At 68.5% G+C, this 26,546-nt stretch carries 24 protein-coding genes; 11 read left to right on the top strand and 13 right to left on the bottom strand.

Annotated elements, in window-relative coordinates:
• Positions 1 to 16: 16 nt before the first annotated feature.
• Positions 17 to 619 carry a hypothetical protein gene (locus tag JQX13_RS39225; protein WP_343211038.1) on the bottom strand — a complete coding sequence of 201 codons (603 nt, stop codon included), beginning with the start codon at positions 617 to 619 and terminating at the stop codon, positions 17 to 19.
• A gap of 103 nt (positions 620 to 722) precedes the next feature.
• On the opposite strand from JQX13_RS39225, the gene JQX13_RS39230 reads away from it, so the two are divergent.
• From JQX13_RS39230 to JQX13_RS39275, 10 genes are all read left to right on the top strand, one after another.
• On the top strand, positions 723 to 911 hold the full coding sequence (locus tag JQX13_RS39230) for a ribbon-helix-helix domain-containing protein (RefSeq protein WP_203404531.1): 189 nt from the start codon (positions 723 to 725) through the stop codon (positions 909 to 911).
• A gap of 21 nt (positions 912 to 932) precedes the next feature.
• Positions 933 to 1,892, top strand: a complete 960-nt coding sequence (locus JQX13_RS39235; protein WP_203412414.1) for a UDP-glucuronic acid decarboxylase family protein — start codon at positions 933 to 935, stop codon at positions 1,890 to 1,892.
• A gap of 61 nt (positions 1,893 to 1,953) precedes the next feature.
• Complete coding sequence (locus tag JQX13_RS39240; protein ID WP_203404532.1) at positions 1,954 to 2,880, top strand: SDR family oxidoreductase; 927 nt, start codon at positions 1,954 to 1,956, stop codon at positions 2,878 to 2,880.
• A 135-nt stretch (positions 2,881 to 3,015) separates the two neighbouring features.
• The gene (gene lepA / locus JQX13_RS39245; RefSeq protein ID WP_203404533.1) at positions 3,016 to 4,827 is read left to right on the top strand and encodes a translation elongation factor 4; all 1,812 of its coding nucleotides are present in this window, start codon (positions 3,016 to 3,018) and stop codon (positions 4,825 to 4,827) included.
• Between the two features lie 3 nt (positions 4,828 to 4,830).
• Positions 4,831 to 6,087, top strand: coding sequence for a signal peptidase I (gene lepB / locus JQX13_RS39250; RefSeq protein WP_203404534.1), 1,257 nt, complete (start codon positions 4,831 to 4,833; stop codon positions 6,085 to 6,087).
• Between the two features lie 53 nt (positions 6,088 to 6,140).
• Positions 6,141 to 6,560, top strand: coding sequence for a hypothetical protein (locus JQX13_RS39255; RefSeq protein WP_203404535.1), 420 nt, complete (start codon positions 6,141 to 6,143; stop codon positions 6,558 to 6,560).
• 14 nt (positions 6,561 to 6,574) lie between these two features.
• Positions 6,575 to 7,468: an aspartate carbamoyltransferase catalytic subunit gene (locus tag JQX13_RS39260; RefSeq protein WP_203404536.1), complete on the top strand. Its 894-nt coding sequence runs from the start codon at positions 6,575 to 6,577 to the stop codon at positions 7,466 to 7,468.
• Entirely contained in the window at positions 7,465 to 8,766 is a 1,302-nt protein-coding gene (locus JQX13_RS39265) for a dihydroorotase (RefSeq protein WP_203404537.1), read from the top strand. Before JQX13_RS39260 ends, JQX13_RS39265 begins: the two co-directional genes overlap by 4 nt.
• On the top strand, positions 8,766 to 9,884 hold the full coding sequence (gene carA, locus JQX13_RS39270) for a glutamine-hydrolyzing carbamoyl-phosphate synthase small subunit (protein ID WP_203404538.1): 1,119 nt from the start codon (positions 8,766 to 8,768) through the stop codon (positions 9,882 to 9,884). The genes JQX13_RS39265 and carA overlap by 1 nt, the downstream gene beginning before the upstream one ends.
• Before the next feature lie 14 nt (positions 9,885 to 9,898).
• Positions 9,899 to 10,582 carry a hypothetical protein gene (locus tag JQX13_RS39275; protein ID WP_203404539.1) on the top strand — a complete coding sequence of 228 codons (684 nt, stop codon included), beginning with the start codon at positions 9,899 to 9,901 and terminating at the stop codon, positions 10,580 to 10,582.
• A 61-nt stretch (positions 10,583 to 10,643) separates the two neighbouring features.
• Here JQX13_RS39275 and JQX13_RS39280 read toward each other — a convergent pair whose 3' ends face one another.
• The 5 genes from JQX13_RS39280 to JQX13_RS39300 form a co-directional block, all read right to left on the bottom strand.
• Positions 10,644 to 12,056: a cytochrome B6 gene (locus JQX13_RS39280; protein WP_203404540.1), complete on the bottom strand. Its 1,413-nt coding sequence runs from the start codon at positions 12,054 to 12,056 to the stop codon at positions 10,644 to 10,646.
• A 172-nt stretch (positions 12,057 to 12,228) separates the two neighbouring features.
• Positions 12,229 to 14,349, bottom strand: coding sequence for a hypothetical protein (locus JQX13_RS39285; RefSeq protein WP_203404541.1), 2,121 nt, complete (start codon positions 14,347 to 14,349; stop codon positions 12,229 to 12,231).
• 58 nt (positions 14,350 to 14,407) lie between these two features.
• Complete coding sequence (gene pyk, locus JQX13_RS39290; protein WP_203404542.1) at positions 14,408 to 15,811, bottom strand: pyruvate kinase; 1,404 nt, start codon at positions 15,809 to 15,811, stop codon at positions 14,408 to 14,410.
• Between the two features lie 205 nt (positions 15,812 to 16,016).
• Positions 16,017 to 16,745, bottom strand: coding sequence for a bifunctional nuclease family protein (locus JQX13_RS39295; protein WP_203404543.1), 729 nt, complete (start codon positions 16,743 to 16,745; stop codon positions 16,017 to 16,019).
• 120 nt (positions 16,746 to 16,865) lie between these two features.
• Positions 16,866 to 17,216 (bottom strand): hypothetical protein, encoded by a 351-nt coding sequence (locus JQX13_RS39300; RefSeq protein WP_203404544.1) that lies wholly within the window; start codon positions 17,214 to 17,216, stop codon positions 16,866 to 16,868.
• A gap of 87 nt (positions 17,217 to 17,303) precedes the next feature.
• Here JQX13_RS39300 and JQX13_RS39305 point away from each other — a divergent pair, with 87 nt between their 5' ends.
• Positions 17,304 to 19,124 carry an AMP-dependent synthetase/ligase gene (locus JQX13_RS39305; protein ID WP_239014121.1) on the top strand — a complete coding sequence of 607 codons (1,821 nt, stop codon included), beginning with the start codon at positions 17,304 to 17,306 and terminating at the stop codon, positions 19,122 to 19,124.
• 103 nt (positions 19,125 to 19,227) lie between these two features.
• On the opposite strand, the gene JQX13_RS39310 is transcribed toward JQX13_RS39305, so the two are convergent.
• From JQX13_RS39310 to ubiE, 7 genes are all read right to left on the bottom strand, one after another.
• The gene (locus JQX13_RS39310) at positions 19,228 to 20,523 is read right to left on the bottom strand and encodes a citrate synthase (protein WP_203404545.1); all 1,296 of its coding nucleotides are present in this window, start codon (positions 20,521 to 20,523) and stop codon (positions 19,228 to 19,230) included.
• Positions 20,524 to 20,612: 89 nt separating this feature from the next.
• The gene (locus tag JQX13_RS39315) at positions 20,613 to 21,875 is read right to left on the bottom strand and encodes a 3-phosphoshikimate 1-carboxyvinyltransferase (protein WP_203404546.1); all 1,263 of its coding nucleotides are present in this window, start codon (positions 21,873 to 21,875) and stop codon (positions 20,613 to 20,615) included.
• On the bottom strand, positions 21,872 to 22,942 hold the full coding sequence (locus JQX13_RS39320) for a 3-dehydroquinate synthase (protein WP_203404547.1): 1,071 nt from the start codon (positions 22,940 to 22,942) through the stop codon (positions 21,872 to 21,874). Before JQX13_RS39320 ends, JQX13_RS39315 begins: the two co-directional genes overlap by 4 nt.
• On the bottom strand, positions 22,939 to 23,958 hold the full coding sequence (gene aroC / locus JQX13_RS39325; protein ID WP_203404548.1) for a chorismate synthase: 1,020 nt from the start codon (positions 23,956 to 23,958) through the stop codon (positions 22,939 to 22,941). Before aroC ends, JQX13_RS39320 begins: the two co-directional genes overlap by 4 nt.
• On the bottom strand, positions 23,955 to 25,232 hold the full coding sequence (locus JQX13_RS39330; RefSeq protein WP_203404549.1) for a shikimate dehydrogenase: 1,278 nt from the start codon (positions 25,230 to 25,232) through the stop codon (positions 23,955 to 23,957). The genes aroC and JQX13_RS39330 overlap by 4 nt, the downstream gene beginning before the upstream one ends.
• Complete coding sequence (locus JQX13_RS39335) at positions 25,229 to 25,831, bottom strand: shikimate kinase (protein WP_203404550.1); 603 nt, start codon at positions 25,829 to 25,831, stop codon at positions 25,229 to 25,231. Before JQX13_RS39335 ends, JQX13_RS39330 begins: the two co-directional genes overlap by 4 nt.
• Complete coding sequence (gene ubiE, locus JQX13_RS39340; RefSeq protein WP_203404551.1) at positions 25,812 to 26,501, bottom strand: bifunctional demethylmenaquinone methyltransferase/2-methoxy-6-polyprenyl-1,4-benzoquinol methylase UbiE; 690 nt, start codon at positions 26,499 to 26,501, stop codon at positions 25,812 to 25,814. Before ubiE ends, JQX13_RS39335 begins: the two co-directional genes overlap by 20 nt.
• Between the last annotated feature and the right edge of the window lie 45 nt (positions 26,502 to 26,546).

The following is a 26,546-nucleotide window of genomic DNA, read 5'->3' on the forward strand; positions in this document are numbered from 1 at the left end:
GGCTCGGCCCCGGTCCTCACTCGGCCGGGGTGCTGCGGCTCCACTTGTCGACGTTGCCGTCACCGTCCAGGTCCTCGCCGATGCGATCCACCTGGTCGTTCTCCCAGTATTCCCAGTAGTCCACGCGGCCGTCGCCGTTGGAGTCCCGTTCCTTGCGCGCCAGCTTGCCCTTCTCGTAGTACGCCCACACGTCCGGCCGGCCGTCCCCGTTGAGGTCCCGCTCGCGCCGGATGTTGATGCTCTTCTCGTAGAAGTAGACGGAGTCCACCTTCCCGTCGAAGTCCAGGTCCATCGTCTCGCGCTCGCGCTCCCCGCGGGCGTCGTAGTACGTGGTGATGTCCACCCGGCCGTCCCAGTTGATGTCCATCTCCTTGCGGACCATCCGCTCGCGGCCCTGGCCGTCCGCCCCCTGCTCGTCCACCGTGTACACCCACACGTCCGGCTTCTCGTCGGCGTTGGTGTCCTTCTTCGTCACCTTCTCGTTGGCGGCGGGTGGCGGCTGGATGGGCTCGGGCGACGCCTGCTCCCTCGCCTGACCCTCCTCCGACTTCTGTGCTGCTTTGTCGGACGCGCACCCACAGAGACCCACCAGCGCGAGCCCCACCATCCACTTGCTCATCGAGGGCATCACCACTCCTGGCACTGTTCCTGATGACCGATTCACGGGTCTCGAAAACAGGGCTTCAAGGGCCATGTAACTCCATATATTTTCACATATCGCCATGGCCCGAAAGAAGATCAGCACGACCATCTACATCACGCCCGAGCAGAACGACTTGCTCAAGGCGTTGAACCAGAAGACGAAGGTTCCCGTGGCCGAGTACATCCGGCAGGGGATCGATCTCGTGCTGGAGAAGTACAAGGCGCAGTTGCCGGGCCAGGCGTCCTTCGACGAGCTGAGCTCCAGGTAGGTCATGACGATCCAGAAGAGCATGAAGGGGCAGCGGGTGGTGGTGCTGGGGGGCTCGGGCTTCCTGGGCTCGCACTTGTGTGAGCGGTTGCTGAACGACGGAGCCGCCGGGGTCGTGTCGGTGGACAACTACGTCACCGGCAACGAGCAGAACGTGGCGCATCTGCGAGGCCGTCCGGGCTTCGAGGTGGTGCGCCAGGACATCACCGAGGCCTTCTCGGTGGATGGGCCCGTGCACTACGTGTTCAACATGGCCTCGCCGGCCTCGCCCATCGACTACGCGAAGCTGCCGCTCGAGACGATGCGGGTGGGCTCGGTGGGCACGGAGAACGGGCTCAAGCTGGCGCAGGCCAGGGACGCGGTGTTCCTCCAGGCCTCCACGTCGGAGGTGTACGGCGATCCGCTCGTGCACCCGCAGCGCGAGGACTACTGGGGCAACGTGAACCCCATCGGTCCGCGTGCCTGCTACGACGAGGCCAAGCGCTACGCCGAGGCGCTCACCATGGTGTACGCGCGCTCGTACGGGGTGAAGACGCGCATCGTCCGCATCTTCAACACCTACGGGCCGCGCATGCGCCTCAACGACGGGCGTGTGGTGCCCGCGTTCGTGGGCCAGGCCCTGCGTGGCGAGGACTTCACCGTCTTCGGCGACGGCAAGCAGACGCGCTCCTTCTGCTTCGCGCGCGACCTGATCGACGGCCTGGTGCGGTTGGCGCTGTCGGACGTCACCGAGCCCGTCAACATCGGAAACCCGCGCGAGATGACGATGCTCGAGTTCGCCGAGGCGGTGCGGGCCGCGGCCGGTGGGGGTGGGCGGATCGTCCACAAGCCCCTCCCCAAGGACGACCCCAAGCAGCGTCAGCCGGACATCAGCCGGGCGCGGGAGTTGCTCGGGTGGGAGCCGCGAGTACCTCTGGAGGAAGGCCTGCGGGAGACAATCGAGTGGTTCCGAGCGGTTGCCGCCCGGGGCTCCACCCCCTAACTTCGCCGCACGTTTCGACGCTTCTTCTAGTGGCCGCCCTGGGGGTGGCAGGAGCTGCACGTTGAAAGTCCTGGTGACGGGTGGGGCGGGCTTCATCGGTTCGCACGTGTGCGATGTGTTCGTGCGAGCGGGGCACGAGGTCATCGCCCTCGACAATCTGTCGAGTGGGAGGAAGGAGAACCTGGACCCGAGGGTGCGTCTGGAGGTCATGGACATCCGCGCCCCCGAGGCGGCGCAGCTCATTCGCGCCGAGCGTCCCCAGGTGATGTGTCACCTGGCCGCGCAGATGGACGTGCGCCGCAGCGTGGAGGATCCGCGCTTCGACGCGGAGGCCAACATCCTCGGCTTCCTCAACCTGCTGGAGGCGGCGCGCGCCTCGGGTGTCCAGAAGGTGGTGTTCAGCTCGACCGGTGGGGCCATCTACGGGGAGCAGGACGTCTACCCGGCGCCCGAGACCCACGCGACGCGACCGGTGTCGCCCTATGGCGTCTCCAAGGCCTCGGGTGAGCTGTACCTCGGCTACTACAAGGCCCAGTACGGCCTGAAGTACGTGGCCCTGCGGTACGCCAATGTGTACGGGCCGAGGCAGAACCCGCACGGCGAGGCCGGCGTGGTGTCCATCTTCTGCCAGCGCCTGCTGGCCGGCCGCGAGTGCACCATCTACGGCGAGGGCAAGCAGACGCGCGACTTCGTCTACGTGGAGGACGTGGCGCGCGCCAACCTGCTCGCCGTGGAGAAGGACTACTCGGGGGCCATCAACATCGGGACGGGCACGGAGACGGACATCAACCGGCTCTACAGCCTGCTGGCCCAGTCGGCCGGGGTGGACAAGCCGGCCGTGCGTGCCCCCGGCAGGCCGGGCGAGCAGCTGCGGTCCTGTGTGGACAACACCCTGGCGCGCCAGGTGCTCGGCTGGCAGCCCACCGTGGAGCTCCCCGAGGGACTGCGCCGCACGGTGTCGTTCTTCCGGGAGCACACGGGCCGTTAGCCGTCCGCCCACCCTCCGGGGTGGGTGACGCGTTCCGTCGGCCGCCCGGTTGCGCGCCGGGTGCGCGGATGCATGGATTTTGGTGGGCTTCGGTGTTAGTCAAGCCGGCTTCGACGTAGCCCGAGGCCCCCTACCATGCCGGCCGAAAACGCTCACATCCGTAACTTCTCGATCATCGCGCACATCGACCATGGGAAGTCGACCCTGGCTGATCGCCTGCTCGACGCCACCGGAACGGTGACGAAGCGCGAGGCGCAGGACCAGTTCCTCGACAACATGGAGCTGGAGCGCGAGCGCGGCATCACCATCAAGGCCCAGTCCGTGCGGATGAACTACACCGCCACCGACGGCCAGAAGTACATCCTCAACCTCATCGACACCCCGGGACACGTCGACTTCGCCTACGAGGTGAGCCGCTCGCTCGCCGCGTGCGAGGGGGCCCTCCTGGTGGTGGACGCGTCGCAGGGCGTCGAGGCCCAGACGCTCGCCAACGTCTACATGGCGTTGGACCACAACCTGGAGATCATCCCGGTCATCAACAAGATCGACCTGCCGAGCGCCGACGTGGAGCGCACGCGCACGGAGATCGAGGACGTGATCGGCATCGACGGCTCCGGCGCCGTGCCGGCCTCCGCCAAGGAGGGCATCGGCATCAAGGACATCCTCGAGGCCGTGGTGAAGAACGTGCCGCCGCCCTCGGGCGATCCGGCGGCCCCGCTCAAGGCCCTGATCTTCGACAGCTGGTACGACAACTACCGCGGCGTCGTGACGCTGGTGCGCGTGCTCGAGGGCACGCTCAAGCTCAAGCAGAAGATCAAGCTGTGGAGCAACAACAAGGCCTTCGAGGTGCAGGAGCTGGGGGTGTTCAACCCGTTCTCCCGCCCGGTGCAGCAGCTGATCGCCGGTGAAGTGGGCGTGCTGGTGGCCAACATCAAGGAGCTCCAGGACGCGAAGGTGGGTGACACCGTGACGGAGGAGCTGCGTCCCACGGACGCGCCCTTCCCGGGCTTCAAGGAAGTGAAGCCCATGGTGTTCTCCGGCATCTTCCCGGTGGACTCCGAGCAGTACGAGGGCCTGCGCGACGCGCTCGCCAAGCTCAAGCTCAACGACGCGGCCTTCACCTACGAGCCCGAATCCTCCACGGCGCTCGGCTTCGGCTTCCGCTGCGGCTACCTGGGCCTGTTGCACATGGAGATCGTCCAGGAGCGCCTGGAGCGCGAGTACAACCTGTCGCTCATCACCACGGCGCCCTCGGTGGTCTACCGCATCACCGACTCGCAGGGCGCGGTGCTGCACGTGGACAACCCGGCCAAGCTGCCGCCGGTGCAGAAGATCGCCAGGTTCGAGGAGCCCGTCCTCACCTGTCACATCCACGTGCCCAACGATTACCTGGGCGCGGTGCTCAAGCTGTGCCAGGACCGGCGCGGCGTGCAGAAGGACATGAAGTACCTGGGCACCAGCGGCACGCGCGTGCAGGTGACGTACGAGATGCCCCTGGCCGAGGTCGTCTTCGACTTCTTCGACAAGCTCAAGAGCGTCACGCGTGGCTACGCCAGCCTCGACTACGAGCTGGCCGGGTACGTGGAGGCGGACCTGGTGCGCCTGGACATCCTCATCAACGGGGACCCGGTGGACGCGCTCAGCGTCATCGTCCACAAGGAGCGCGCCTACCAGCGCGGCCGCGAGGTGTGCCAGAAGCTCAAGGAGGTCATCCCGAAGCAGATGTACGAGGTGGCCATCCAGGGAGCCATCGGCGCGAAGATCATCTCGCGCGAGACGATCTCCGCCATCCGCAAGAACGTGCTCGCCAAGTGCTACGGCGGCGACATCAGCCGCAAGCGCAAGCTCCTGGAGAAGCAGAAGGAGGGCAAGAAGCGGATGAAGCAGGTGGGCTCGGTGGAGATCCCACAGGAGGCCTTCCTCGCGGTGCTGAAGACGGAGGAATAGGTCATGTCCACCTCCACCGCGACGACCCCGACTCCTCCGCCGTCCGCGGGCCTCGAGGCCAGCATGGCCGCTCGCCGTACGCCGGAGCAGATCAAGGCCAGCCGCGCGCTGTTGTGGCGCGAGCTGCTCACCAGCCTGTGGGCGCCCCTGGTCATCCTGGGCCTGGCCTTCATCCCCTACCTCGTCCTGATCGAGTTCGCCCCGTCCTCCGCCGGGTGGGCCCAGCCGCTCATGCAGTACCTGGCGCTGGCGATGCTCATCTATTTCGTGGGGCTGCTCGTCTGGCGCACCGCGTTCCCCAAGCAGCAGCGCCTGCGCCACCTGCGGCACGAGGCGCGCGAGCTGATCTCGGAGATCGAGCGCATCCACAAGCGCGTGCCGGGGAAGATCTCCGCCGAGGTGTCCACGAAGCTCGCCGAGCAGGCGCTGCGGGTGGAGACCGCCTCGCTGGCCGGGGACGCCGCGCGGCTGGAGCAGGAGACGAAGACGCTCGACACGCAGGCCACCCAGCTGCTCGGGGCCTTCCGCAAACAGAGCGCCTGGGACTTCGTCTCCGGCTTCGCCAAGGCGCTGGCCATCGCGGTCGTCATCCGCGTCTTCATCATCGAGCCGTACCGCATCCCCTCCGGCTCCATGCTGCCGACGCTGGAGATCGGCGATCAGGTCTTCATCAACAAGTTCATCTACGGGGTGCGGCTGCCCTACACGAACTATGTGCCGTTCGTGATCGTCCGCCCGCCGGCGCGCGGCGACGTCATCGTCTTCAACAACCCGGTGCAGCCGGAACTGGACTTCATCAAGCGCGTGGTCGGCATTCCCGGGGACTCGGTGGAGCTGATCGACGGCGAGGTCCACATCAACGGCGTGCCCCAGTCGCGCACACTCGTGAACGACGATCTGATCGTCTACAACAAGCACGAGAACATGCCCTGGTTCCCCGAGCACATGCGGCTGTACGAGGAGAACCTGGACGGCAAGGCGCACGCCGTGCTCCAGGAGACCCCGCGCGCCCGCGTCCAGCACGAGGGGCCCTTCGTCGTTCCCCCGGGGCAGGTCTTCGTCATGGGTGACAACCGGGAGAACAGCCTCGACAGCCGCTACGGCCTGGGGGCGGGCAGGGGCGTGGCGTTCGTGCCCTATGGCCACATCAAGGGCAAGGCCATGGTGGTCTGGATGGCGCTCGGGTACGGGGGGTGGTTCAGCAACCTCTTCGAGGGGACCGGGCTGCGCACCGACCGCCTCTTCGAGCCCGTGCGTTGAAAACCCTCCGGAAGCTTGACGCCCCGCGTATGCCGCTGCTACGCGGGGGCCTCATGCGTCATCCTTCCGGGAAGGTCAGCTTTGGTGGCCTGCTGTTACTGGCTCTCCTCGTGGGGGGCGTGTACCTGGGGGTGATCTTCACCCCCGTCTACATCGACAACATGGACGTCAAGGAAGCCGTCGCGGCGGCCCACAACCGGGCCGCGCAGCGCGCCACGGACTCCATGCTGCGCAACACCATCATCGAGCGCACCAGCCAGATGGGCAGCCACTGGGAGGTCGACCAGTTCGACAACGATGTGCTCAAGCCCGGGCTCGGTCTGACGGATGAGCAGATCCTCATCGAGCGCAGCGACGTCACCGGGAGCGTTCGTATCGAGGTGGACTACGAGCGGCAGGTGCGCCTCGTACCGACGGATCGTGTCCACACGGTGCGTTTCCACGTTGTGAAGGACGGCATTCCCGGGCAGTAGGGGCCAGGGCACGTATGAGACACTTGTTGGGAATCGAGGGTCTGCGGCGCGCTGACATCGAGGCGCTGCTCGACCGGGCCGAGGCACACCTGCACGGTGGGCCGGACGCCTCGCATGTGCTGCGAGGCAAGGTGGTGGCCAACCTCTTCTTCGAGGACTCCACCCGCACCCGCACCTCCTTCGAGATGGCGGCGCACGCCCTCGGAGCCGAGGTGCTCAACTGGACGACGGCGGGCTCCTCCGTGTCCAAGGGCGAGACGCTGCTGGACACCGTCCGCAACATCGAGGCCACGGGCCCGGTGGCGCTCGTCATCCGGCACCGCTCCTCGGGGGCCCCGCACCTGGCGGCCAGGCACGTGCGCTGCGCCGTCATCAACGCCGGGGACGGCACGCACGAGCACCCCTCGCAGGCCCTGCTGGACGCCTTCACCCTGCGCCGCCGTTGGGGCAGCCTGGATGGGCGCACGGTGCTCATCGTCGGCGACATCCGCCACAGCCGCGTGGCCCGCTCCAACCTTCACTGCCTCACCACGTTGGGCGCGAAGGTGGTGCTGTGCGGCCCTCCCACGCTGCTGCCTCCCGGTCTGGAGTCCCTGGGCGCCGAGGTCACCTCCAACCTGGACTCCGTCCTCCCCCGCGCGGACGCCGTCATGTGCCTGCGCGTGCAGACGGAGCGGCAGAGCGAGAACTTCTTCCCCTCGGCGCGTGAGTTCTCCCGCATGTTCGGTCTCAACGCCGCCCGCGCCGAGCGGCTCAAGCCGGAGGCGCTCGTGCTGCACCCCGGCCCCATGAACCGGGGCGTGGAGATCGCCCCCGCCGTGGCCGATGGACCCCGCAGTGTCATCCTGGAGCAGGTGGCGCACGGGGTGGCCGTCCGCCGCGCCATCCTGGAGGAGGTGTGCCGATGAGCTCGACGATCCTCTTCCGCCGCGGGCGGGTCATCGATCCGCGCAACGGCGTGGACGGTGTGAGGGATGTGCTGGTGCGTGACGGCCGCGTCGCCGAGGTGTCCGAGGCGCCGCTGCAGGTGCAGGACGCGCGGGTGGTGGAGGCCTCGGGCAGGCTGGTGCTGCCGGGCTTCATCGACCTGCACGTGCACCTGCGCGAGCCGGGCGAGGAGGGCAAGGAGACGATCCTCACCGGGTGCATGGCGGCGGTGGCGGGTGGCTTCACCGCGGTGGTGGCCATGCCCAACACGAAGCCCGTCAACGACAGCGTGCTCGTCTCCGAGTACGTGAAGGCGAAGGCCCGCGAGGCGCGGCTGTGCCACGTGTACCTGGCGGGCGCCATCACCAAGGGGCTGCAGGGCGAGGAGATGGCGGAGATGGGCGCGCTCGTCTCGGCCGGCTGCGTCTGCATCACCGACGACGGCCGCCCGGTGATGAACGCCGGCCTCATGCGCCGCGCCCTCCAGTACGCCCAGCTCTTCGATCTCCCCGTCATGGTGCACGAGGAGGATCTGACGCTCTCGGGCAAGGGCGTGATGAACGAGGGCCGCACCTCCACGCGCCTGGGCCTCACCGGCATCCCTCCGTCCGCCGAGGTGGCCATGGTGGCGCGCGACATGGTGCTCCTGGAGGAGACGAAGGGCCGGCTACACGTCGCCCACGTCTCCTGCGAGGGCAGCGTGCGCCTCATCCGCGAGGCGAAGCGCCGGGGCCTGCGCGTCACCGCCGAGGCCACCCCGCACCACTTCACCCTGGATGACGAGGCCGTGGGCGCCTACGACACCCACGCCCGCATGAATCCGCCCCTGCGCACCCGCCGCGACATCGAGGCCGTGCGCGAGGGCCTCGCCGACGGCACCATCGACGCCATCGCCACGGACCACGCGCCCCACGGCGTGCTGGAGAAGCAGGTGGAGTTCGACAAGGCCTGGAATGGCGTGGTGGGCCTGGAGACGGCCCTGGGCCTCACGCTCGCCGTGGTACGCGAGGGTGCCCTGAGCCTGCAGCGGGCGGTGGCCCTGCTGACGGACGGGCCGGCGAAAGCATTCGGGCTGCCGGGCGGCCATCTGGCCCCTGGAGCCCCAGCGGACATCACGGTCGTGGAGCCGGACGTGGAGTGGACGGTGGACTCGGCGCGGTTCTTCTCCCGCAGCCGGAATACCCCCTTCCATGGCCGGCGCTTACCGGGCCGGGTCGCCCAGACTTGGGTCGACGGACGGCTCGTCTTCGAGGACGGTCACATCAAGGAGTCCAGGTGATGAAGCGGGCAGTGCTGGCATTGGCGGATGGCACCACCTTCGAGGGACGCGCGATTGGCGCCTCCGGCGAGACGGTGGGTGAGGTGGTGTTCAACACGTCCATGACCGGCTACCAGGAGATCCTCACGGATCCCTCCTACGTCGGGCAGATCGTCACCATGGCGTACCCCGAGATGGGCAACGTGGGCGCCAACCCCGGTGACCAGGAGTCGCAGAAGCCCCACGCCGTGGGCATGGTGGTGCGCAACTCCTCGGAGCAGCACTCCAACTGGCGCGCCCAGGAGACGCTCGACGCCTACCTCAAGCGCCACGGCATCGTCGGCATCGAGGGCATCGACACCCGGCGCCTGGTGCGGCACGTGCGCACGCACGGCGCGCAGATGGGCGTCATCTCCACCGAGGGCCACTCGCCGAACGCCCTGGTGGAGCGCGCCCGGACGGCTCGCGGCATGGAGGGGTTGGATCTCGCCACCGGCGTGTCCACCCACGAGCCCTACCTCTTCACCACGCCGACCCCGAACCTGCTCGGCGAGCCCGAGCGGCCCGCTCCGGAGCTGCGCTTCGACGTGGTGGCCTATGATTACGGCCTCAAGCGCTCCATGCTCCACTTCCTGGTGGACGTGGGCTGCCGCGTGAAGGTGGTGCCCGCCGGCACCTCCGCCGAGGCCGTGCTCGCCGAGAAGCCCCACGGCATCTTCCTCGCCAACGGCCCGGGAGACCCCGCGGCGGTGAAGGGCGCGGACAAGGTGGTGGCCTCGCTGCTCGGCAAGGTGCCCGTCTTCGGCATCTGCCTGGGACATCAGATCCTCGCCCTCGCATTGGGCGGCCGGACGTACAAGATGAAGTTCGGCCACCGGGGCGCCAACCAGCCTGTCAAGGACCTGACCACCGGCAAGGTCGAAATCACCTCGCAAAACCACGGCTTCGCGGTGGACGATGCGAGCGTGAAGGGCAAGGCGGTGGTGAGCCACGTCAACCTCAATGACGGCACCGTGGAGGGCCTGGTCATTCCCGACGCCCGCGCCTTCAGCGTGCAATACCACCCGGAAGCCTCGCCCGGTCCGTATGACGCCCGGTACCTCTTCTCACGTTTCGCGAAGCTGATGGCCGGAGAGTAGGATCTCGCAGCCCCATGGAATCCCCTCTTTCGCCGCTGTCGTACCAACCCTATCTCGATCAGCTCATCGCCTTCGGGAGCCAGGAGTCGCGCAAGCCGGATCTGCTCGACGCCAAGGCCGAGTACTTCCGCCTCACCGGCGAGGTCTTCGAGGACGACAAGCTCTTCGAGCTCCGGATGGCGTCCTTCCTGGACTACTACCTGTATGACCGCGTCTCGCCGATCTCCAAGCTGACGCCCGCGGCGGAGCTGTACCAGTTGCGGCTGCAGAGCGCCCCGCCCGAGGAGGCCAACGCCTTCCGTTGCTTCACGGAGACGGTCCATGGCCTCTTCGAGGTGCGCAAGCTGGGCAAGGGGCTGGTGCGTCTGCGCGAGCTCTTCTCGGGCAAGGATTTCGACGTCACCGAGCGCCGCCACATGGTGGGGCTCGAGACGGGCGACGTGCTGGAAGCCCGGCTGATCCCCTTCGCCGGCCACCTGCTGTTCTCCTCGGCCTTCTGCTTCCACCCTCGCATCGCCCTGAAGTCCATCAAGGCCGAGGTGAAGCGCCGCAAGAAGAAGGAGCCGGACCGTCCGCCCGTGGAGCTCGTCTGGGAGTGCGCCCGGCGCGCCGTGAAGGTCGAGCGCTACAAGCAGATCGCCATCGAGCGCATCTACGACTTCTCGCAGACGACGCCCTGGCTCGCCTCCGCGAGCTAGCGCGGGGAAGGGGGCAACACTCCTGGTTGCCCCCCCCTCTCTCGCCGCTCGGAGGCAACGGCTACAGCACGCGCAGGAACTCGACGAGGTCGGCCTTCTCCTGCTGGCTCATGCGCGACTGGAGCACGAGGTTGAAGAACTCCACCGTATCCTCGAGCGTGAGCAGCCGACCGTCGTGCAGGTAGGGCGGCGAGTCCTTGATGCCGCGCAGGGTGAACGTCTTGATGGGGCCCTCGGCGCGGCCCTTGGCACCCATGGGCGTGGAGCCCACGTGGTTGTAGAAGCGCTCGACCCGTAGATCATGCGCGAGGTTGTCCGTGTAGAACGGGGCCGGGTGGCAGCTGGCGCAGTGCTTGTTGAAGACGGCCTCGCCGCGGACCTCGGACTCGGTGGCCTTGGTGCGATCCAGCTTCCCCTGGATGTCGAGCTTGGGCGCGGGCGGGAAGTCGATGATGTTCTGCATGTGGCCCATCGCCATCTGCTCGCGGTCGGTGAAGTGACGCGCTCCCTTGCGCTCGGCCAGTGAGATGTCGCCGTCGAAGTAGGCGGAGTTCTCCTCCGTCTGGACGAACTGCTCGAGCGAGCGCAGCGTGCGCTTGGAGCCGAAGCGCGTCTGCGCGAAGACGCCTCGCAGCGAGGTGGTGTCCAGGCGGAAGCGCTCGCTCTGGGGCCGTACGTCCGGCGTGAGGTGGAACTGGCCGGTGGTGTGGCCGTTCACGTGGCAATCCAGGCAGGAGACGCCCTCCACCGGCTTCGCCGTGGAGCGATCCAGGGTGAGGTTGTGGCGCTGGGCGGTCGTCTTCTGCAGCAGCAGCCGCATGCCCTCCATCTGGAAGGGCGTCAGCACGTCCTGGAAGAGCGTCTCGAAGTTCTGCAGCGTGATGAGCTGGCCCTTGCTCACGTCACCCAGGTCGGGGCGGTTGGTGACGAAGAGGGCGGGGGGGAACTCGGGCAGGTAGGCATCCGGAAGATCGAAGCCCACGTCCACGCGCTCCAGGCCGTCCACGACCTTCGTCTGCACGGGCGGGAACACCATGCCGCCCACCTCCTGCAGCGGGTGCCACAGGGGCGTGTAGGGGAAGATCTTCTTCTGGCGGATCTCCTCCGGCGACATCTGGCCGAGCGACTCCCACGTCACCCCCTGGGGCAGACGCGCCGTGGGGCCCACGGGGATGGGCTTGCGCCCGCCGGACATGCGGATGGTGGGGTGCGTGCGGCCGGAGAGATCGTAGCGCTGCTCGAGGTACTGGCGCTGCTTGCGCATCACCTCGTCCCGGTTTGGCAGCGGCTTGCCCTCGGCGGTGGGGCGGGGCTCGGAGGTGTTGGTGGGCGCGGACTCGAGGATGTCCGGACCGCTCGCGGGCTGCTTGTTCCTGGGTTTGGCCGTCTCCTGGGCCAGGGCGGCACAGCCAGCAATCCAGAGGAGCGCTACGACAACGGGCGTGGTTGGGATGAGGTGTCTGAGATGTTTCACGTCGGGGCCTCCCAGTCCGGTAGGGGTAGAAGGGCGCCAACGGTAGGGATTGGATTCCGGGTGCGGAGTGCTCTCCGGAGACGGCGATTCTCGACTGTTGAGCGCTGGGCGCCATGGGTGTGGCGCGGTCTCCCAGCGTCGACTTGTGGATGGATCCCGTGGACGCGGTGGCTCAGGGCCCGTTGTATGCGCAGGCCCGGTGCGCCGCGGGGTAGGGGACCGACTCTCCGGCGGCGGTTTCGAGCCGGGAGTGCGCCTCCTCGTCCAGGACGATTCCGTCGCATGCGCTCCAGCAGTCCTTCGACTCCTCCCCCAGGCGGCTGCAGTAGTCCTCCAACGGCTGGGGTGGCGGCGGAGGCTTGGGCTGCTCCAGGGCCGGCACCGGGTCGGCGCCGCAGCCGATAAGCGGAAAGATCCGCTTGCCGGGAGGAGGCGATCCCAGTCGCTCCGCGATGCGCTGGATGCAGAGGAACCGTGGGCGGATTTCCTCGAGGTAGGCCCGCGCCGCGTCGCGTGGGATCCCGTCCACCTTCGTTTCCGCCAGACCAGCGGCCGCCGCGGCACGAACACACACGTCCGGAGAGCGCAGCACGCCCGCCAGTAACGTCTTCTTCTCTTCCGGCGGAATTCGACGCGAGGCCAGATCGCGTACGAGCTCAGGTGAAGGTGTTCCCTGGAGCGCTTCCTTGTAGAGGAGACGCCAGGCGTCCGCCTCGATCGGTCCATACTTGCCGCTGTAGCCTCGGAGCAGGGATTCGAGCACTTTGACGCGACCGCCCTGCCGGTCCACGTTTCGAGGGGAGAGCAGCCGCTGCGCGACGGGGACCGTGATGCGGAGGGCCTCGAGCAGCTTCGGCTGCCGGTCCACCACCCAGTCCACCAGCGCCTCGGCCCGCTTTGGATCATCCAACCCCAGATGAGCGCGCATCCAGACGAGGTGCTCAGCCGGTAGTGGCTCCAGCAGCTTCATCAAGTCCCGGGGCGGCAGCGTCGCGGTGTAGCGCTCGAGGATGCCCACCGGGCTTCCCTGGCAGCGCGTCTGGGTCTCCACGATGAAGCGCATCCGGGGGAGCGTGAGGTTCAGCTCCCGGGCGTCACCCAACTCCCCACAGGTGGCGGAGACGGTCCAGGCGCGGAAGGTCGCGTCGCTCGCGGTTTCCCGGCCCCACAGCTCGTGCAGCAGCGCCACCCGCGGGGCGAGCTCCGGGTGCACCCGCCGCGCCCGTTCGAGCAGCGCGAGTACCAGGGGCTCGCGCTTGAGCTGTCCCACCTGCCGCAGCCCTTCCCACTTCCCCTCCAGTGCCTGGTCGAGCGGCGAGAGGTCCACGTACGACAATCCCGTCACGCGGTGGAGGTATTCCAGGCGGGTGTCCGACGGATGCTGGAGGACGGCGTCCGCCACCTGGGACGTGTGGGTTCGGAGGAGCTCCGCCTGCCCGGGTAGCTGTGCGTCGCGGGCCAGGGCCAGTAGCTCCAGGCAGTGCTCCCCGGGACACACCGCGCCGAAGCGGCGGAGGATTCGGGGGAGGGCCACGCGCAGGCCCTCGGTATGGCAACGGGGCGCGAGCACCGTGGTCAGGAGTTGCCCGCCGCGCTCCAAGGTGTCGGCGGCGTGGGCCCTCCGCTCGGGCGAGGCCAGCAACCCGCAGAGGCTCATGGCCGGAGTAGGGGGCTCGATTGGAACCAGCTCGCGCGCGGTGGGGTGCTCGGCGTACTCCTTCCGCGCCACCCCCACGCCCGCACGAGCCAGCGCCGCCAGGTCTTCGAATCCCTGCGTGCACGGGTGGCTGGGATCATAGGGCCCACCCGTGCAGTCGTGCTCGGAGACGGCGTCGTGATAGCGCCAGAGCGGGTCGGCCTCGCGGCGCCAGGCCTCGCAGTCGGGCTCCGGAATGGGTGTCCCCGTGTGCGCTCGGGAGATGCGGCCCTGGCCGTCCAACACCAGACGCAGGCCTTTCACCCCGAGGCCCACACCGACGGCCTCGGCCCGGAGCGCCTCGGGGGCATTGATCGACTCGAGATCCTGGCCTACCGCGAGGATCGTGAAGACGAACCGGCAGCCCCCGAGCGAGTTGTCTCCAGAGGTGGGCGGGCGCGTCGCATCCGGGCAGGGGAGGGGCAGGAATCCGAGCTTCTCGGTCGACAGCTCGTACCGATCCTTCTCCTGCAGGTGTGAGCGCTCCAGGGTGAACAGCGCCTTCAGCCCGCATACCGCCTCGTGCGTGACGTCCGTCGGCTGTGCTCCGGACGCGGCCGTCGCCGCGAGCAGCACCCACCCCGCAATCGTTGCCATCGCTCCTCCGGTGCTCCTGCTCGCGAGAGCGTGAAGCACCGGGGACCGTCCCGGCAAGTCAGATGCGGTGCACGGAGATCATGTTGGTGCGGCCCGGCTCGTTGAGCGGCACGCCCGCCACGATGACCACGGGCGAGCCTTTCGTGCAGACGCCCTGCTCATGGCACAGCCGCCGCACCTGCCGCAGCATCGCGTCCGTCGACTGGCAGCGGCCCACCTGCATCGCCTTCACGCCCCAGTAGAGCGCCATGCGGTTCACCGTGTCCGGGTTCGGCGTCAGGGCGATGATCTGCGCCCTCGGGCGGAACTCGGAGATGAGCCGCGCCGTCAGGCCGCGCTCCGTGTACGCCACGATGGTGTTGATGCCCATCTGCTCGGCCGCCGCCACCGCCGCCGCCGCCACGCCGGTGGAGATGTCGTCCTTGGCGTCCGGGAAGGGCGAGTGCTTCAGCTCCCTCACCACCCCCGACTCCGTCTCCTCGACGATCCGCGCCATGGTGGCCGCCGCCTGCACCGGGTGCTTGCCCGCCGCCGTCTCGCCCGAGAGCATCACCGCGTCCGCCCCGTCCAGGATGGCGTTGGCCACGTCCGACACCTCGGCGCGCGTGGGCCTCGCGTTGTTCACCATGCTCTCCAGCATCTCCGTGGCCACGATGACCAGGCCCCCCATCCGGTTCACCGTGCGCACCATGTGCTTCTGGATGGCCGGCAGCTTCTCCAGGGGCATCTCCACGCCCAGGTCCCCGCGCGCCACCATGATGCCGTCGGCCTCGCGGGCGATCGCCTCCAGGTCCTCCACCGCCTGCGGCTTCTCGATCTTCGCGATGAGCGGGGTGCCTCGCTGGGCCACCAGCTTGCGCGCCTGCCGGATGTCCTCCGCCTTGCGCACGAAGGAGAGCGCCACGTAGTCCACGCCCACCTCCTGTCCGAACGCGAGGTCCTCCATGTCCTTCTCGGTGATGGTGGGCACCGACACATGAGCCCCTGGCAGGTTGAGCCCCTTGTGATCCTTCAACAGGCCCCCCAACTCCACGCGACAGGTGACGTCCCGGCCCTCCACCTTCTCCACGAGCAGCCTCACCCGCCCGTCGTCCAGCAGGATGGGGTGGCCCGGCTCCACGTCCTTGGGCAGCGAGCGGATGGGCGTGGGGATGATGTTCCCGTGGCCCATCAGCTCCCGCGTGGTCACCACCACCGTCTGGCCCGTCTTCACCTCCAGGCACCCACCCTGGAACCGGCCCAGACGGATCTTCGGCCCTTGGATGTCCTGGAGGATGGCCACGGGCACTCCCAGCTTCTTCGCGGCGCGGCGGAGCAGCTTCACCCGCTGGCGGTGCTGGTCGTGCGTCCCGTGAGAGAAGTTGAGCCGGGCCACGTTCATACCGGCGCGGATGAGTCCCTCGATGACCTCGGCGGAGTCCGAGGACGGCCCCAGCGTGCAGATGATCTTCGCCTTGCGCATGGGCGCGCATCCTAGGCGTCTGGCGGCACCTTGACAGCTTTACGTACTCGGGAATACTTGGCGCCGTGCGCGGGCGAGTGCGACGGCGTCGGCGCGGCGGTCTTCTCATCCACGGGTTTTTTCTCCCTACGTTGCGAGAAAGCCCGGCTTCCCTGGGAGGGGGGGCCGGGCTTTCGCCTTTTTTCGTCCGCGAGTCGCGCGGTCGTCAGAGGCTGATCTCGTCCATCCTGTCGGGCACCAGCTTCGGGGCGAGGCCCGGAGGCGGCATGCCGTGGTGCGGATCCATCGGCTCCATCATGTCCGGCGGGCCGCTGCCACCCACGCCGGGGCCGCCCTCCTTCAGCGAGTCGATCTCGTCGCGGCTGATGCCGGCCTCGTCCAGCACCTTGCGCGTCACCATGATGCGCGCCTGTCCATCCAGCGCCATGGCGATGGAGTCCGAGGGCCGGGCATCCAGGGTCACCTTGCGCTTGCCCTGCTCGAGGAAGATGCGGCCCGTGTAGATGTCGTCGCGTAGATCATCGATGCGCACCTCGGTGACCCTGGCGCCCAGCTCCGTCACCATCGAGCCGAGCAGATCCTGCGAGAGCGGCTGGGGCGGGCGCAGGTGCGCGAGCCGGAAAGCGATGGCCACTGCGGCCGACTCGTCCACGAAGATGGGGAGCACCATGGCCCCATCGGACGTGGTGAGCACCACGGCGTGCGTCTGCGCCTCGGCGAGTGGGATGACGTCCCGAACCTCGAGCTCCACCAGCTCCTTGCAGGCAGCGGGGTTTCCACCCTGCTTGGGCACGCAGGCCTTGCTGTCATCGACAGCTGCGGCGACCCGGGGGGCGGGTGGGGCGCCGAAACCCGGGAGTAGGAGCGCTCCCAGGGCGAGCAGCGCGGCGGACAGCGGAGCAAGGACGAAGCCGGCAGGGATGTGCGTTTTCACCCTGCAAACGTGTGCATGTACCCCGGGGGCGGGAGGGCACTCGAATGTGCTCGCCTGCTCCCCAGCCGCCCACTGCCTACGTCCTGCACGAGACGAAAGACAAGAGTAGACAGGCGCGCCTCAGCGCTCGTCCTCGTCCTCGTCGTAGTCCTCTTCGTCCTCGACGTCCTCGTCCTCGTCGAAGTCGAGCTCCTCGTCGTCGGACTCCTCGTCCTCGTCGGACTCCTCATCCTCGTCGAGCTCGTCCTCGAGCTCCTCCGTCTCCAGGGACATGGAGACGGCGAAACGCTTGCCCAGTGCGGCCACCTGGGTCCTCATCTCGGTGAGCGCCGAGACGAAGTCCTCTTGGATGTTGGTGGGGGCCTTCTGACCGCAATGAGGGCAGACGAGTTTCTCCGTCCCCTCGATGATGTCCTGAGCGTCCAGCTCGAAGGTGCCCTCGCACTTCTGGCAGGTGAGATCGATCGTCATGTGAGTCGCGCGGAATACATAGGGCTCCGGTTGCCTGTCAACGTCCGTGGCGAGCGTGCTCCCCGTTTCAGTAGCCTCGAAATCCCTATGGACACTCCCCGGACGATGGTGCACGCGCTCCAGGATCAGGCCAGCCGGCGGCAGCACCGCCCCGCGCTCTGGACGCGGAAGGGCCGTACCTATGTGCCCACCTCGTGGCACGACTATGCCGTCCGGGTGAAGCGCTTCGCCCTCGGGCTGCACGCCCTGGGCTTCCAGCGGGGAGGCGCCTTGCCCATCCTCTCCTTCAACCGCGAGGAGTGGCTCGTGGCGGACCTGGCCGCCATGGCCCTGGGAGGCGTGCCGGTGGGCATCTACATCACCAGCAGCCCGGAGCAGCTCCAGTACATCGTGGACCACTGCGAGGCGCGGCACCTCGTGGTGGAGAACGAGAAGCACCTGGCCACCGCGCTCGCCGTACGCGAGCGGGTCCCCCGGTTGCGGCACATCCTCCTCCTGGATGCCCCCTCGGCCCCCTTGCCCGAGGGGGTGCTGCACTACGCGGACGTGCTGGCGCGCGGCACCCACGTCGACGAGGGGCCCTACTGGGGCGCGGTCAACGCGCTCCAGCCCGACGGGCTCGCCTCTCTCATCTACACCTCCGGCACCACCGGCAACCCCAAGGGCGTCATGCTCAGCCATCACAACCTGGTGTGGACGGCTGAACGGTTGATGCGCATCACGGGGATGTCGGAGGAGGACGAGGTGGTGCTCTCGTACCTGCCACTGGCGCACATCGCCGAGCAGATGGTCAGCCTCCACGGGCCGTTGATGGTCGGCGCCGAGGTCTACTTCGCCCAGTCCCTGGAGTCGCTGCCCCAGGATCTGCGCGACGCCCGGCCCACGCTCTTCTTCGCCGTGCCGCGCGTCTGGGAGAAGTTCAAGGCCCGCCTCGAGGAGGCCCTCCGCGAGCAGCCGGCGGCCCGCCAGAAGGTGGTGGGCTGGGCGCGCCGGGTGGCCAGCGAGCGCCACGCCCGCGCGCTGCGTCAGGAGCGTGTGCCCGTGCACCTGGAGGGGCAGTACCAGCTCGCCCGGCGCACCGTCTTCCCCGCGCTGCTGGCGAAGCTGGGTTTCGAGCGCACCCACTTCTTCTCCAGTGGCGCGGCCCCCATCGGCCGGGACGTGCTCGAGTTCTTCACCTCGCTCGACATCGTCATCCGCGAGGTCTACGGCCAGTCCGAGGTGAGCGGGCCCACCACCTTCAACGTCCACGGGGCCACGCGCCTGGGCTCGCTCGGCCGTCCCATCCTGGGCGTGGAGGTCCGCATCGCCGAGGATGGGGAGATCCTCGTGCGCGGAGGGGGCGTCTGCCAGGGCTACTTCAAGGACGCCGCCGCCACCGCGGAGCTGCTCGAGGGGGGCTGGCTGCACTCGGGTGATGTGGGCGAGCTCGACCCCGAGGGCTACCTCCACATCACCGGTCGCAAGAAGGAACTCATCGTCACCTCCGGTGGGAAGAAGACCGCCCCCGCCCACATCGAGATGCTCCTCAAGGCCGTGCCACCCGTGGGTCACGCGGTCGTCATCGGCGAGCGCCGCAGGTTCCTCGTGGCCCTCCTCACCCTGGAGCCCGAGCGCGCCCGTGCTCTCGCGCGTCAGTACGGTTGGCCCGAGGACCTTCCCACGCTCGCCGCGGATCCCCGCCTGCGCCAGCACCTGCACGAGGCCATCGAGCGCGAAGTGAATCCGCGCCTGGCCCGTTTCGAGACGATCAAGCGCTTCGCCATCCTCCCCGAGGACTTCACCATCGCCAGTGGAGAGCTCACCCCCAGCATGAAGATGCGCCGCCAGGTCATCGAGGCGCGCCACGAGGCGCTCATCGCGTCCCTGTATGCCGAGGCGGAGGACTCCGAGGCCCGGGCGTCCTGAAACGTCGAAAGGGCCAGGGCGTGGATCCGTAGACCCTCACCCCGGCCCTCTCCCAGAGGGGGAGGGTGCTCGGAACCCGAACACCCTCTTGCCCTGCTGAGTCCTACTTGCGGTCGTTCATCGGCACGAAGTCGCGCCGCTTGGGACCCGTGTACACCTGGCGCGGACGGGCGATCTTCTGCTCCGGATCCTTCACCATCTCCTCCCACTGCGTCACCCAACCCACCGTGCGCGGAATGGCGAAGAGGACCGGGAACATCTCCACCGGGAAGCCCATCGCCTCGTAGATGAGGCCCGAGTAGAAGTCCACGTTCGGGTACAGCTTGCGCTTGACGAAGTACTCGTCCTGGAGGGCGATCTTCTCCAGCTCCACCGCGATCTCCAGCAGCGGGTTCTTGCCGGTGACCTCGAAGACCTCGTCCGCCACGCGCTTGATGACCTTCGCGCGCGGATCGTAGGACTTGTACACGCGGTGACCGAAGCCCATCAGCTTCTTCTCGCCCTCGCCGCCCTTCACCGCCTTGATGAAGTCCGGCACCTTCGATACGTGGCCGATCTCGCGCAGCATGCGCAGCACGGCCTCGTTCGCGCCACCGTGCAGCGGGCCGTAGAGCGCCGCCACGCCCGCGGCCACCGCCGAGTACGGATCCACCTCGGAAGAGCCCACCGTGCGCACCGACGTCGTCGAGCAGTTCTGCTCGTGGTCGGCGTGCAGGATGAAGAGCACGTCGAGCGCCTTCTCCAGCGTCGGGTGCGGCTTGTACGTGCTGGTGCCGATCTTCCGGATCATCGCCAGGAAGTTGCCCACATAGGACAGCTCGTTGTCCGGGTAGACGTACGGCAGGCCCATGCTGTGGCGGTACGAGAACGCCGCGATGGTCGGCATCTTCGCGATGAGCCGCGTCATCTGGATGCGGCGGCTGCGCTCGTCCTTGGTGTTGCGGGCGTCGGGGTAGAAGCCCGAGAGCGCCGCCACCGTCGAGGACAGCATGGACATGGGGTGCGCGTCATAGCGGAACCCGTCCATGAAGGTCTTGATGTTCTCGTGCACGTACGTGTGGTGCGTCACGAGGTAGGTGAACTCGTCGAGCTGCTTCTGCGTCGGGAGCTCCCCGTTGAGCAGCAGGTAGGCCACCTCGAGGAACGACGAGCGCTCCGCGAGCTGCTCGATGGGGTAACCCCGGTACTCGAGGATGCCCTTGTCGCCATCAATGAAGGTGATGGCGCTCTTGCAGTTGGCCGTGTTGAGGAACGCGGGGTCGTAACCCATCAGACCGAAGTCTTCCTCCGAGACCTTGATCTGCCTGAGAGCGTTGGTCCGAATACAACCGTTCTCGATCGGGACCTCGTACGTCTTCCCGGTACGGTTGTCCGTAATGGTCAGCGTGTCCTTGGGCATGGGCGGGACTTTTCACAGGCGGCAGAGTGCTTTCAACAAAAAAGAACCACACCCGGGGAGGCCGCGTTTCCCCCTGGGCAACACCCGTTTCACGACGTGAGTCGGACCCCAGTGCGTTCCAATTGTCGCCAGAAGCCAGGGAAGCTCTTCTCTACGCATTCAGGTCCGGTGAGGGTCAGGGGAACACCTGACACAACAGAGAGAGTAGCCGCGACCATCGCTTGACGGTGATCTCCTTTACTGTCCATGGAGAAGCGCGGCGGATGGGAGGTAGGAGGGTGGATTGTCAACGTCTCGCCATCCAGGACGGTCTTCCCGCCGAATGCGTCCACCAGTGTGCGGATGCCCTCCAGCCGGTCGCTCTCCTTGAGACGCAGGATGCCCACGTCGGTGAGGGTGGAGGGGCGGGGAAGCACGCACGCGAGCGCGGCCAGGGTGGGTAGCAGGTCCGGGCACTCCTTGCCCGAGGCCACCAGCCCGTCCCGGGCCGTCCCCGTCATGCGCAGGGTGTCCCGGGGGCCGGGGACCGCCTCGAGGCCCGCTCGCTCCACCAACTGCACCAGGGCCTGGTCCGGGTGGGCACTGGAGAGGTCCGCCCGCTCCACGCTTCCCCCGGTGCGCCAGGAGATGAGCAACAGGTAACCCAGGGAAGACCAGTCACCCGGCATCGCCGGGGGGCGCTCGGGGGCACGGTAGTCCGTCACCTCGAAGCGGCCGTCGTGTTCCAGGACGGTGAAGCCGAAGCGGCGCAGCCAGGAGACGGTGAGCTCCAGGTAGCCCGCGCTCGTCAACTCGCCGATGATCTCCACGCTCCAGGGGCGGCGCTCGCGCAGGTACAGGGCCGCGCAGCCCAGCAGCAGGCTGGAGGCGTACTGGCTGCTTTGCGCCCCGGGGACCCGGAAGACGGGCTTGCCGGTGGCCGTCGGCGCGCGGATCTCCACGGGCCAGGGGTGGCCCTCGGTGAGCACCAGTCCGGAGGGACCGAGCGCCTCGCGCAGGGAGTCGAAGAGGGGGCCATGGGGCCGCTCGCCGAGCCGGGGCGTGCCCGTGAGGCGCATGTGCGCACCGGGCGTGACCGCGGACTGGGTGACGAGGATGCGGAAGGGGGCGCCGCCATCCGCGCAGTCCACGTCGCGCACGGGACCCGGAGGCTGGCGCAGGGCCTCGATGCCGCGGCGCAGCACGCGCACGTCCGCGGGCAGGTAGTGCTCGGGCTCCTCCTGGAGGACGGGCAGGGGCCACCCTCCCGTCAGGTGCGCCAGCACCAGCGCCCGCTGCGCGTCCGACTTGGAGATGGGGGGCGTGAGGACCTCGGGGACGAGGTGGCTCGGATCGACATGGATCTGACTCATGGGCGCACTCCCTGGGTCCAGGCCGGCCACAGCGCGCGCCACACATCCTCGGAGACGTCGCGCACCACGGCCTTACCCACGTCGGTGATCAATATCATGCGCAGCTCCCCGGCGCTGCCGGCCTTCTTGTCCGCGGAGAGCAGGGACGACACGTCCTTCAACTTCGCGCGCGAGAACAGGTCCGCCGTCCGCTCACGGCCGAGCACTCCGGGCCCTTGATGGAGCGCGTCCTCCACCTGCCAGGCCACCTCGTCGGGGGTGATGCCCATGGCGCGGCCCACGTCGAGCGCGCACAGCATCCCGAGTCCCACCGCGTCCCCGTGCGACAGCTGGAAGCGCGAGACGCTCTCCAGCACGTGGCCGAAGGTGTGTCCGAAGTTGAGGATCCGCCGCAGGCCCTGCAGCTCGTAGGGATCCTGCGCGCAGACGGCCTCCTTGAGGCGGCGCGCGTCCTTCACCATCCGCTCCAGCGCGGGCGCCCGGCGCGAGTAGGCGTGGAAGAGCTCCTCGTCGAGGCAGGCCACCATCTTCCAGGCCTCGAGCGCGCCTTCACGGCGCTGCGTGTCCGACAGGCTGGCGAAGAACTCGGGGCAGAGCCACGCCTCCTCGGCGTAGTGGAAGACGCCCACCGGGTTCTTCACCACGCGCCCGCGCACGGTGATGTCCACCGCGCCCTTGCCACCCAGGCTGCTGTCCACCGCCGCCAGCAGCGTGGTGGGCACCTGCACGAGCCGCACGCCCCGCTTGAGCAGGTGCGCCGCCACCGTGGACACGTCGCCGATGGTGCCTCCGCCGATGGCGATCAGCGTGCCCGAGCGCGGCATCGAGAGGCCCGCGACGAGCACCTGCTCCAGGGCCTTGAAGCTCTTCGCGCTCTCGCCACCGGTGAGCTGGATGATGGCGCGTGGCTTGCGCGCCTGGAGGGCCTTGAGCACGTGGGGATGCAGGCGCGCCACGGTGCGATCCACGACGGCGAGGCTGCCCTCGGGGAGGGTCGTGCACTGACGCTTGAAGGAGCCCCACCGATCGGTGGCGTGACGGTAGGTGCCAGGAGGAAATTGGATCATACGGAGTGGGGCCGGGCGTTCAGTTGCAGGATGAGGTCTGCCAGGACGAGCGAGACCATGGCCTCGAGCACGGGGACCGCGCGGGGCATGATGCAGGGATCATGTCGCCCGGACTTCGCGTGGTCCGCGAGCGTGGCGGGGGGCTTGAAGTAGACGCGCAGGGACACGGGCTCGCCATTGGCCAGGCCGCCCTGGATGCCACCGTAGGTGTCCTTCTGGGAGTGGAAGACGCTGCCGGGCTGCTCGATGCGCGAGAGCAGATCCGGCGGACCCCAGACGACTCCGGTCACGGCGCCCACGCTGCCGAGCGCGTGCGCGAACAGCGCCTTCATCTTTCCGAAGATGGGCTCGCCGAGGCCCACGGGCAGGCCGTCCACGCGGACATCGATGGAGCCGCCCAGGCTGTCACCGGCCTCCTTGGCGGCGAGGATACGTTTGGACATCTCCTCGCGGGCCACCGGATCCGGGCAGCGGGTCGGGTGGGCATCCACCATGGCGCGGGTGAGGCCCGCGTCGGGCACGGCGGACACGAGGTTGCCCACCTGGGACACCCAGGCGACGGTGCGCACCTGGGGGAATGCCTGGGAGAGGTAGGCCTCGGCGACGGCACCGCCGATGACGCGGCAGAGCGTCTCGCGGCCACTGGTGCGCCCGCCACCCCGGTGGTCCCGGTGCTTGAAGCGCTCGCGCCAGACGGCGTCGGCGTGACCGGGGCGATCCTCGCTCTTGAGCTTCTCGTAGTCCCCGGAGCGCTGGTTGGTGTTGCGGACGATGGCCGCGATGGGCGTGCCGAGCGTCTTGCCCTCGAAGACACCCGAGAGGATCTCCACCTGATCGGGCTCGGCGCGAGCGGTGGTGAGGGAGGACTGGCCGGGCCGGCGGCGATCGAGCGCGACCTGGATGTGCTCGCGCTCGAGGGGGACGCCGGCGGGGCACCCATCGATGATGGAGCCGAGGGCCGGGCCGTGGCTCTCGCCGAAGGTGGTGAGGCGGAAGAGGGTACCGAAGGTATTCATGAGGCGGTCTCCCAGAGGGCACGCTGCCGACGGGCCTGGGCAATGAACCAGGCCGCGCCGAGCATCAGCGGGGTCCCCCCGCGGCGGGTGATTTCGGCGGCGATGCGGCGTGCCGGGGCTCCGTAGGCGATGACGGCGACGCGGGCTCCCTCGAAGCGGAGGGCGTCCGGTGGGGTGATGCGATCGGGCCAGGTCCAGATACCGCAACCGCCCAGGGGTGAGGAGATTTCCGAGCGCTTCAGGAAGCGCAGCTGGCACCCGGCTTCGGGGGCCACGGAGCGGATGGCCGCGCTGGCACCGCCGTCTCCGAGGACGAAGACGTCACGGGCCTCGAGCCGTTCGAGGACGGTGCGAGCGCCCTCGGTGTCGGTGTTGAAGGACTCCCAGCGGTCGCGGCGGCGGACGAGGGTGTTGATGGCGTCGAGGGGCGAGCCGGTGTGCCGGGCGAGGCGGATCTTGAAGGGGCTGGTGACGGCGAAGCCGCGATAGTGGGGCAGCAGCGCATCCACGAGGGCCTCGACGGGAGCATCCTCGGGGATGTCGATGCGATCGAAGGGCTGGCGGTGGATGCGAGGCGAGCGCGAATGAGCGATCGAGGTCCCCAGAATCCCCAACCGAGTCACCACTCCCTCTCCCTCCGGGAGAGGGACGGGGTGAGGGTATCTCGCCTCCCGGACCGCATCCGCGAGCAACCGCTGTCCCGGAGCCGCCTTCCAATCACCGCCCAGGGCGACGTAGTCGAGCACATTACGCCGGGCGAGCACGGCGCGAATGGGGAGCGCCACGGGCCCCATGGCGAGCAGGGTCACCCGGCCTTCACCAAACCGGGCCCGCAGCCGCGACTGGGTCTCCAGCAGCATCGCGACCCGGGCCTGGGACAACTCCCCGACCGGCTCGACGTGCTTCACCAGGGCCCCGGTGGGAATCGCCACGTCCCACAGGCGCAGGGCCTCCTCGGTGGACAGGGGCCGTTCGGCGTGGTGGGAGGCCAGCAGCTTCCCTGCGGGCGCATCCAACGCTCCCGCGTGGACGACATCCCGATCCACCCACCGGGCGGCGGCCACCCAGGCCGGGGGCAGGGGCGTGCCGCGCTCGGAGACAAGTAGATCCAAGATGCCCGCGAGCGCCGCCGCGTCCACCACCTCCGCGGGATGTAGATCCGTCCGGACCTCCAGGACATCGGCCCCCCGGCTCCGCACATCGGTGGCGAAGCTCAGGGCCTCGGTGCCTCGCAGGGTCGGGGGGAGGGTGACGACGCGGCGGGCCGACGTCATGGCTGGCTCCCAAGGGAGGTGAGGGCGCGCAGGAACTCGGCGAGGCTCACGGTGGGCACGCGAGCGTGGAGCACCTGGCGCTGCTCGTAGAGGGTGCTGATCTCCTCCTCCAGCGACATGCCGGGCCGCAGCCGGGGGCGGGTGGTGTCGGCGAGGAGTCGCTCGCGGTAGGTCTCGAAGGAGACGGGCACGAGCAGTGTGTAACAAGGATGGAGGGCGTCCGGGTGGTTCGAAAGGAACCCGCCGCCCACGGAGACGACGGAGCCGCGAGGCAGCTCCAGGAGAAGGCTGCGCTCGGCCGAGCGGAATCCGTCGGTGTCCTCGACGACCCAATCCCGGAGGGAGCGGCCCGAGCGGCGCGCGAGCTCGGCATCCAGGTCCACTCCTGGTCTGCCGAGCACCTCGCTCACCAGGGGCAGCAGCCGCGTCTTGCCCGCGGCGCGGTGCCCGGCGATGACGACGGTCTGCCCCTCGGAGGGCAGGAGGGAAGGGCCGGGCTGGGCGATCTCCTGCCGCAGCCCGGGCGCGAGCCGTGGATCCACGGCCGCGAGGATTCTCTCGATGAGCTGACGCCTCTGCTCAGCGGACGGTCCCGACATAGACGTAGGATGTCCCGAACATCATCGGGTGGGCCACCCTTTCCTGATAGGCGCCAGCCTGATCCATCAAGGAGAGGAACTTGTCCCCGGCGGGGAATGCGGCCGAGGTGCGGGGCAGGTACTCGTATGCCGCCCGGTTGCCGGTGAGCAGGCCCCCGATGGTGGGCATGACGACCTTGCTGTAGACGCGGAACAGGGCGCCGAAGAATCCGGTGGGCTGACCGAACTCGAGCACCACCACGCGGCCGCCGGGGCGGACCACGCGGGCCATCTCCTTGAGGCACTTCACCGGGTCATCCACGTTGCGGATGCCGAAGGCGATGGAGGCCACGTCGAAGGAGTCGCTCGCGAAGGGCAGATCCATGGCATCGGCCACCTGGAACTCCACCTGGAGTCCCTCGCGGGCGGCCTTGGCCGGAGCGCTGTCCAGCATCTCCTTGCAGAAGTCGGTGCCGACCACCCGGCCCGAGGCGCCGACCTTGCGCTTGAAGGCCAGCGCCAGATCGCCGGTACCCGTGGCGCAGTCGAGGATGGCGTTGCCCTCCCGGGCTCCGCTCAGACGCACGGCCGCGCGCCGCCACAGACGATGGACGCCGAACGACAAAACCTCGTTCGTCACGTCGTACCGCGTGGCGATGGAGGAGAACATCTGACGAACTTCGGTGCTCATCGAGCCCCCGCGACATGGGCCGGGATCTCCGGCCTCCAAAGGTGA

Origin of the sequence: Archangium violaceum (assembly GCF_016859125.1) — a bacterium.
Lineage (GTDB): Bacteria > Myxococcota > Myxococcia > Myxococcales > Myxococcaceae > Archangium > Archangium violaceum_A.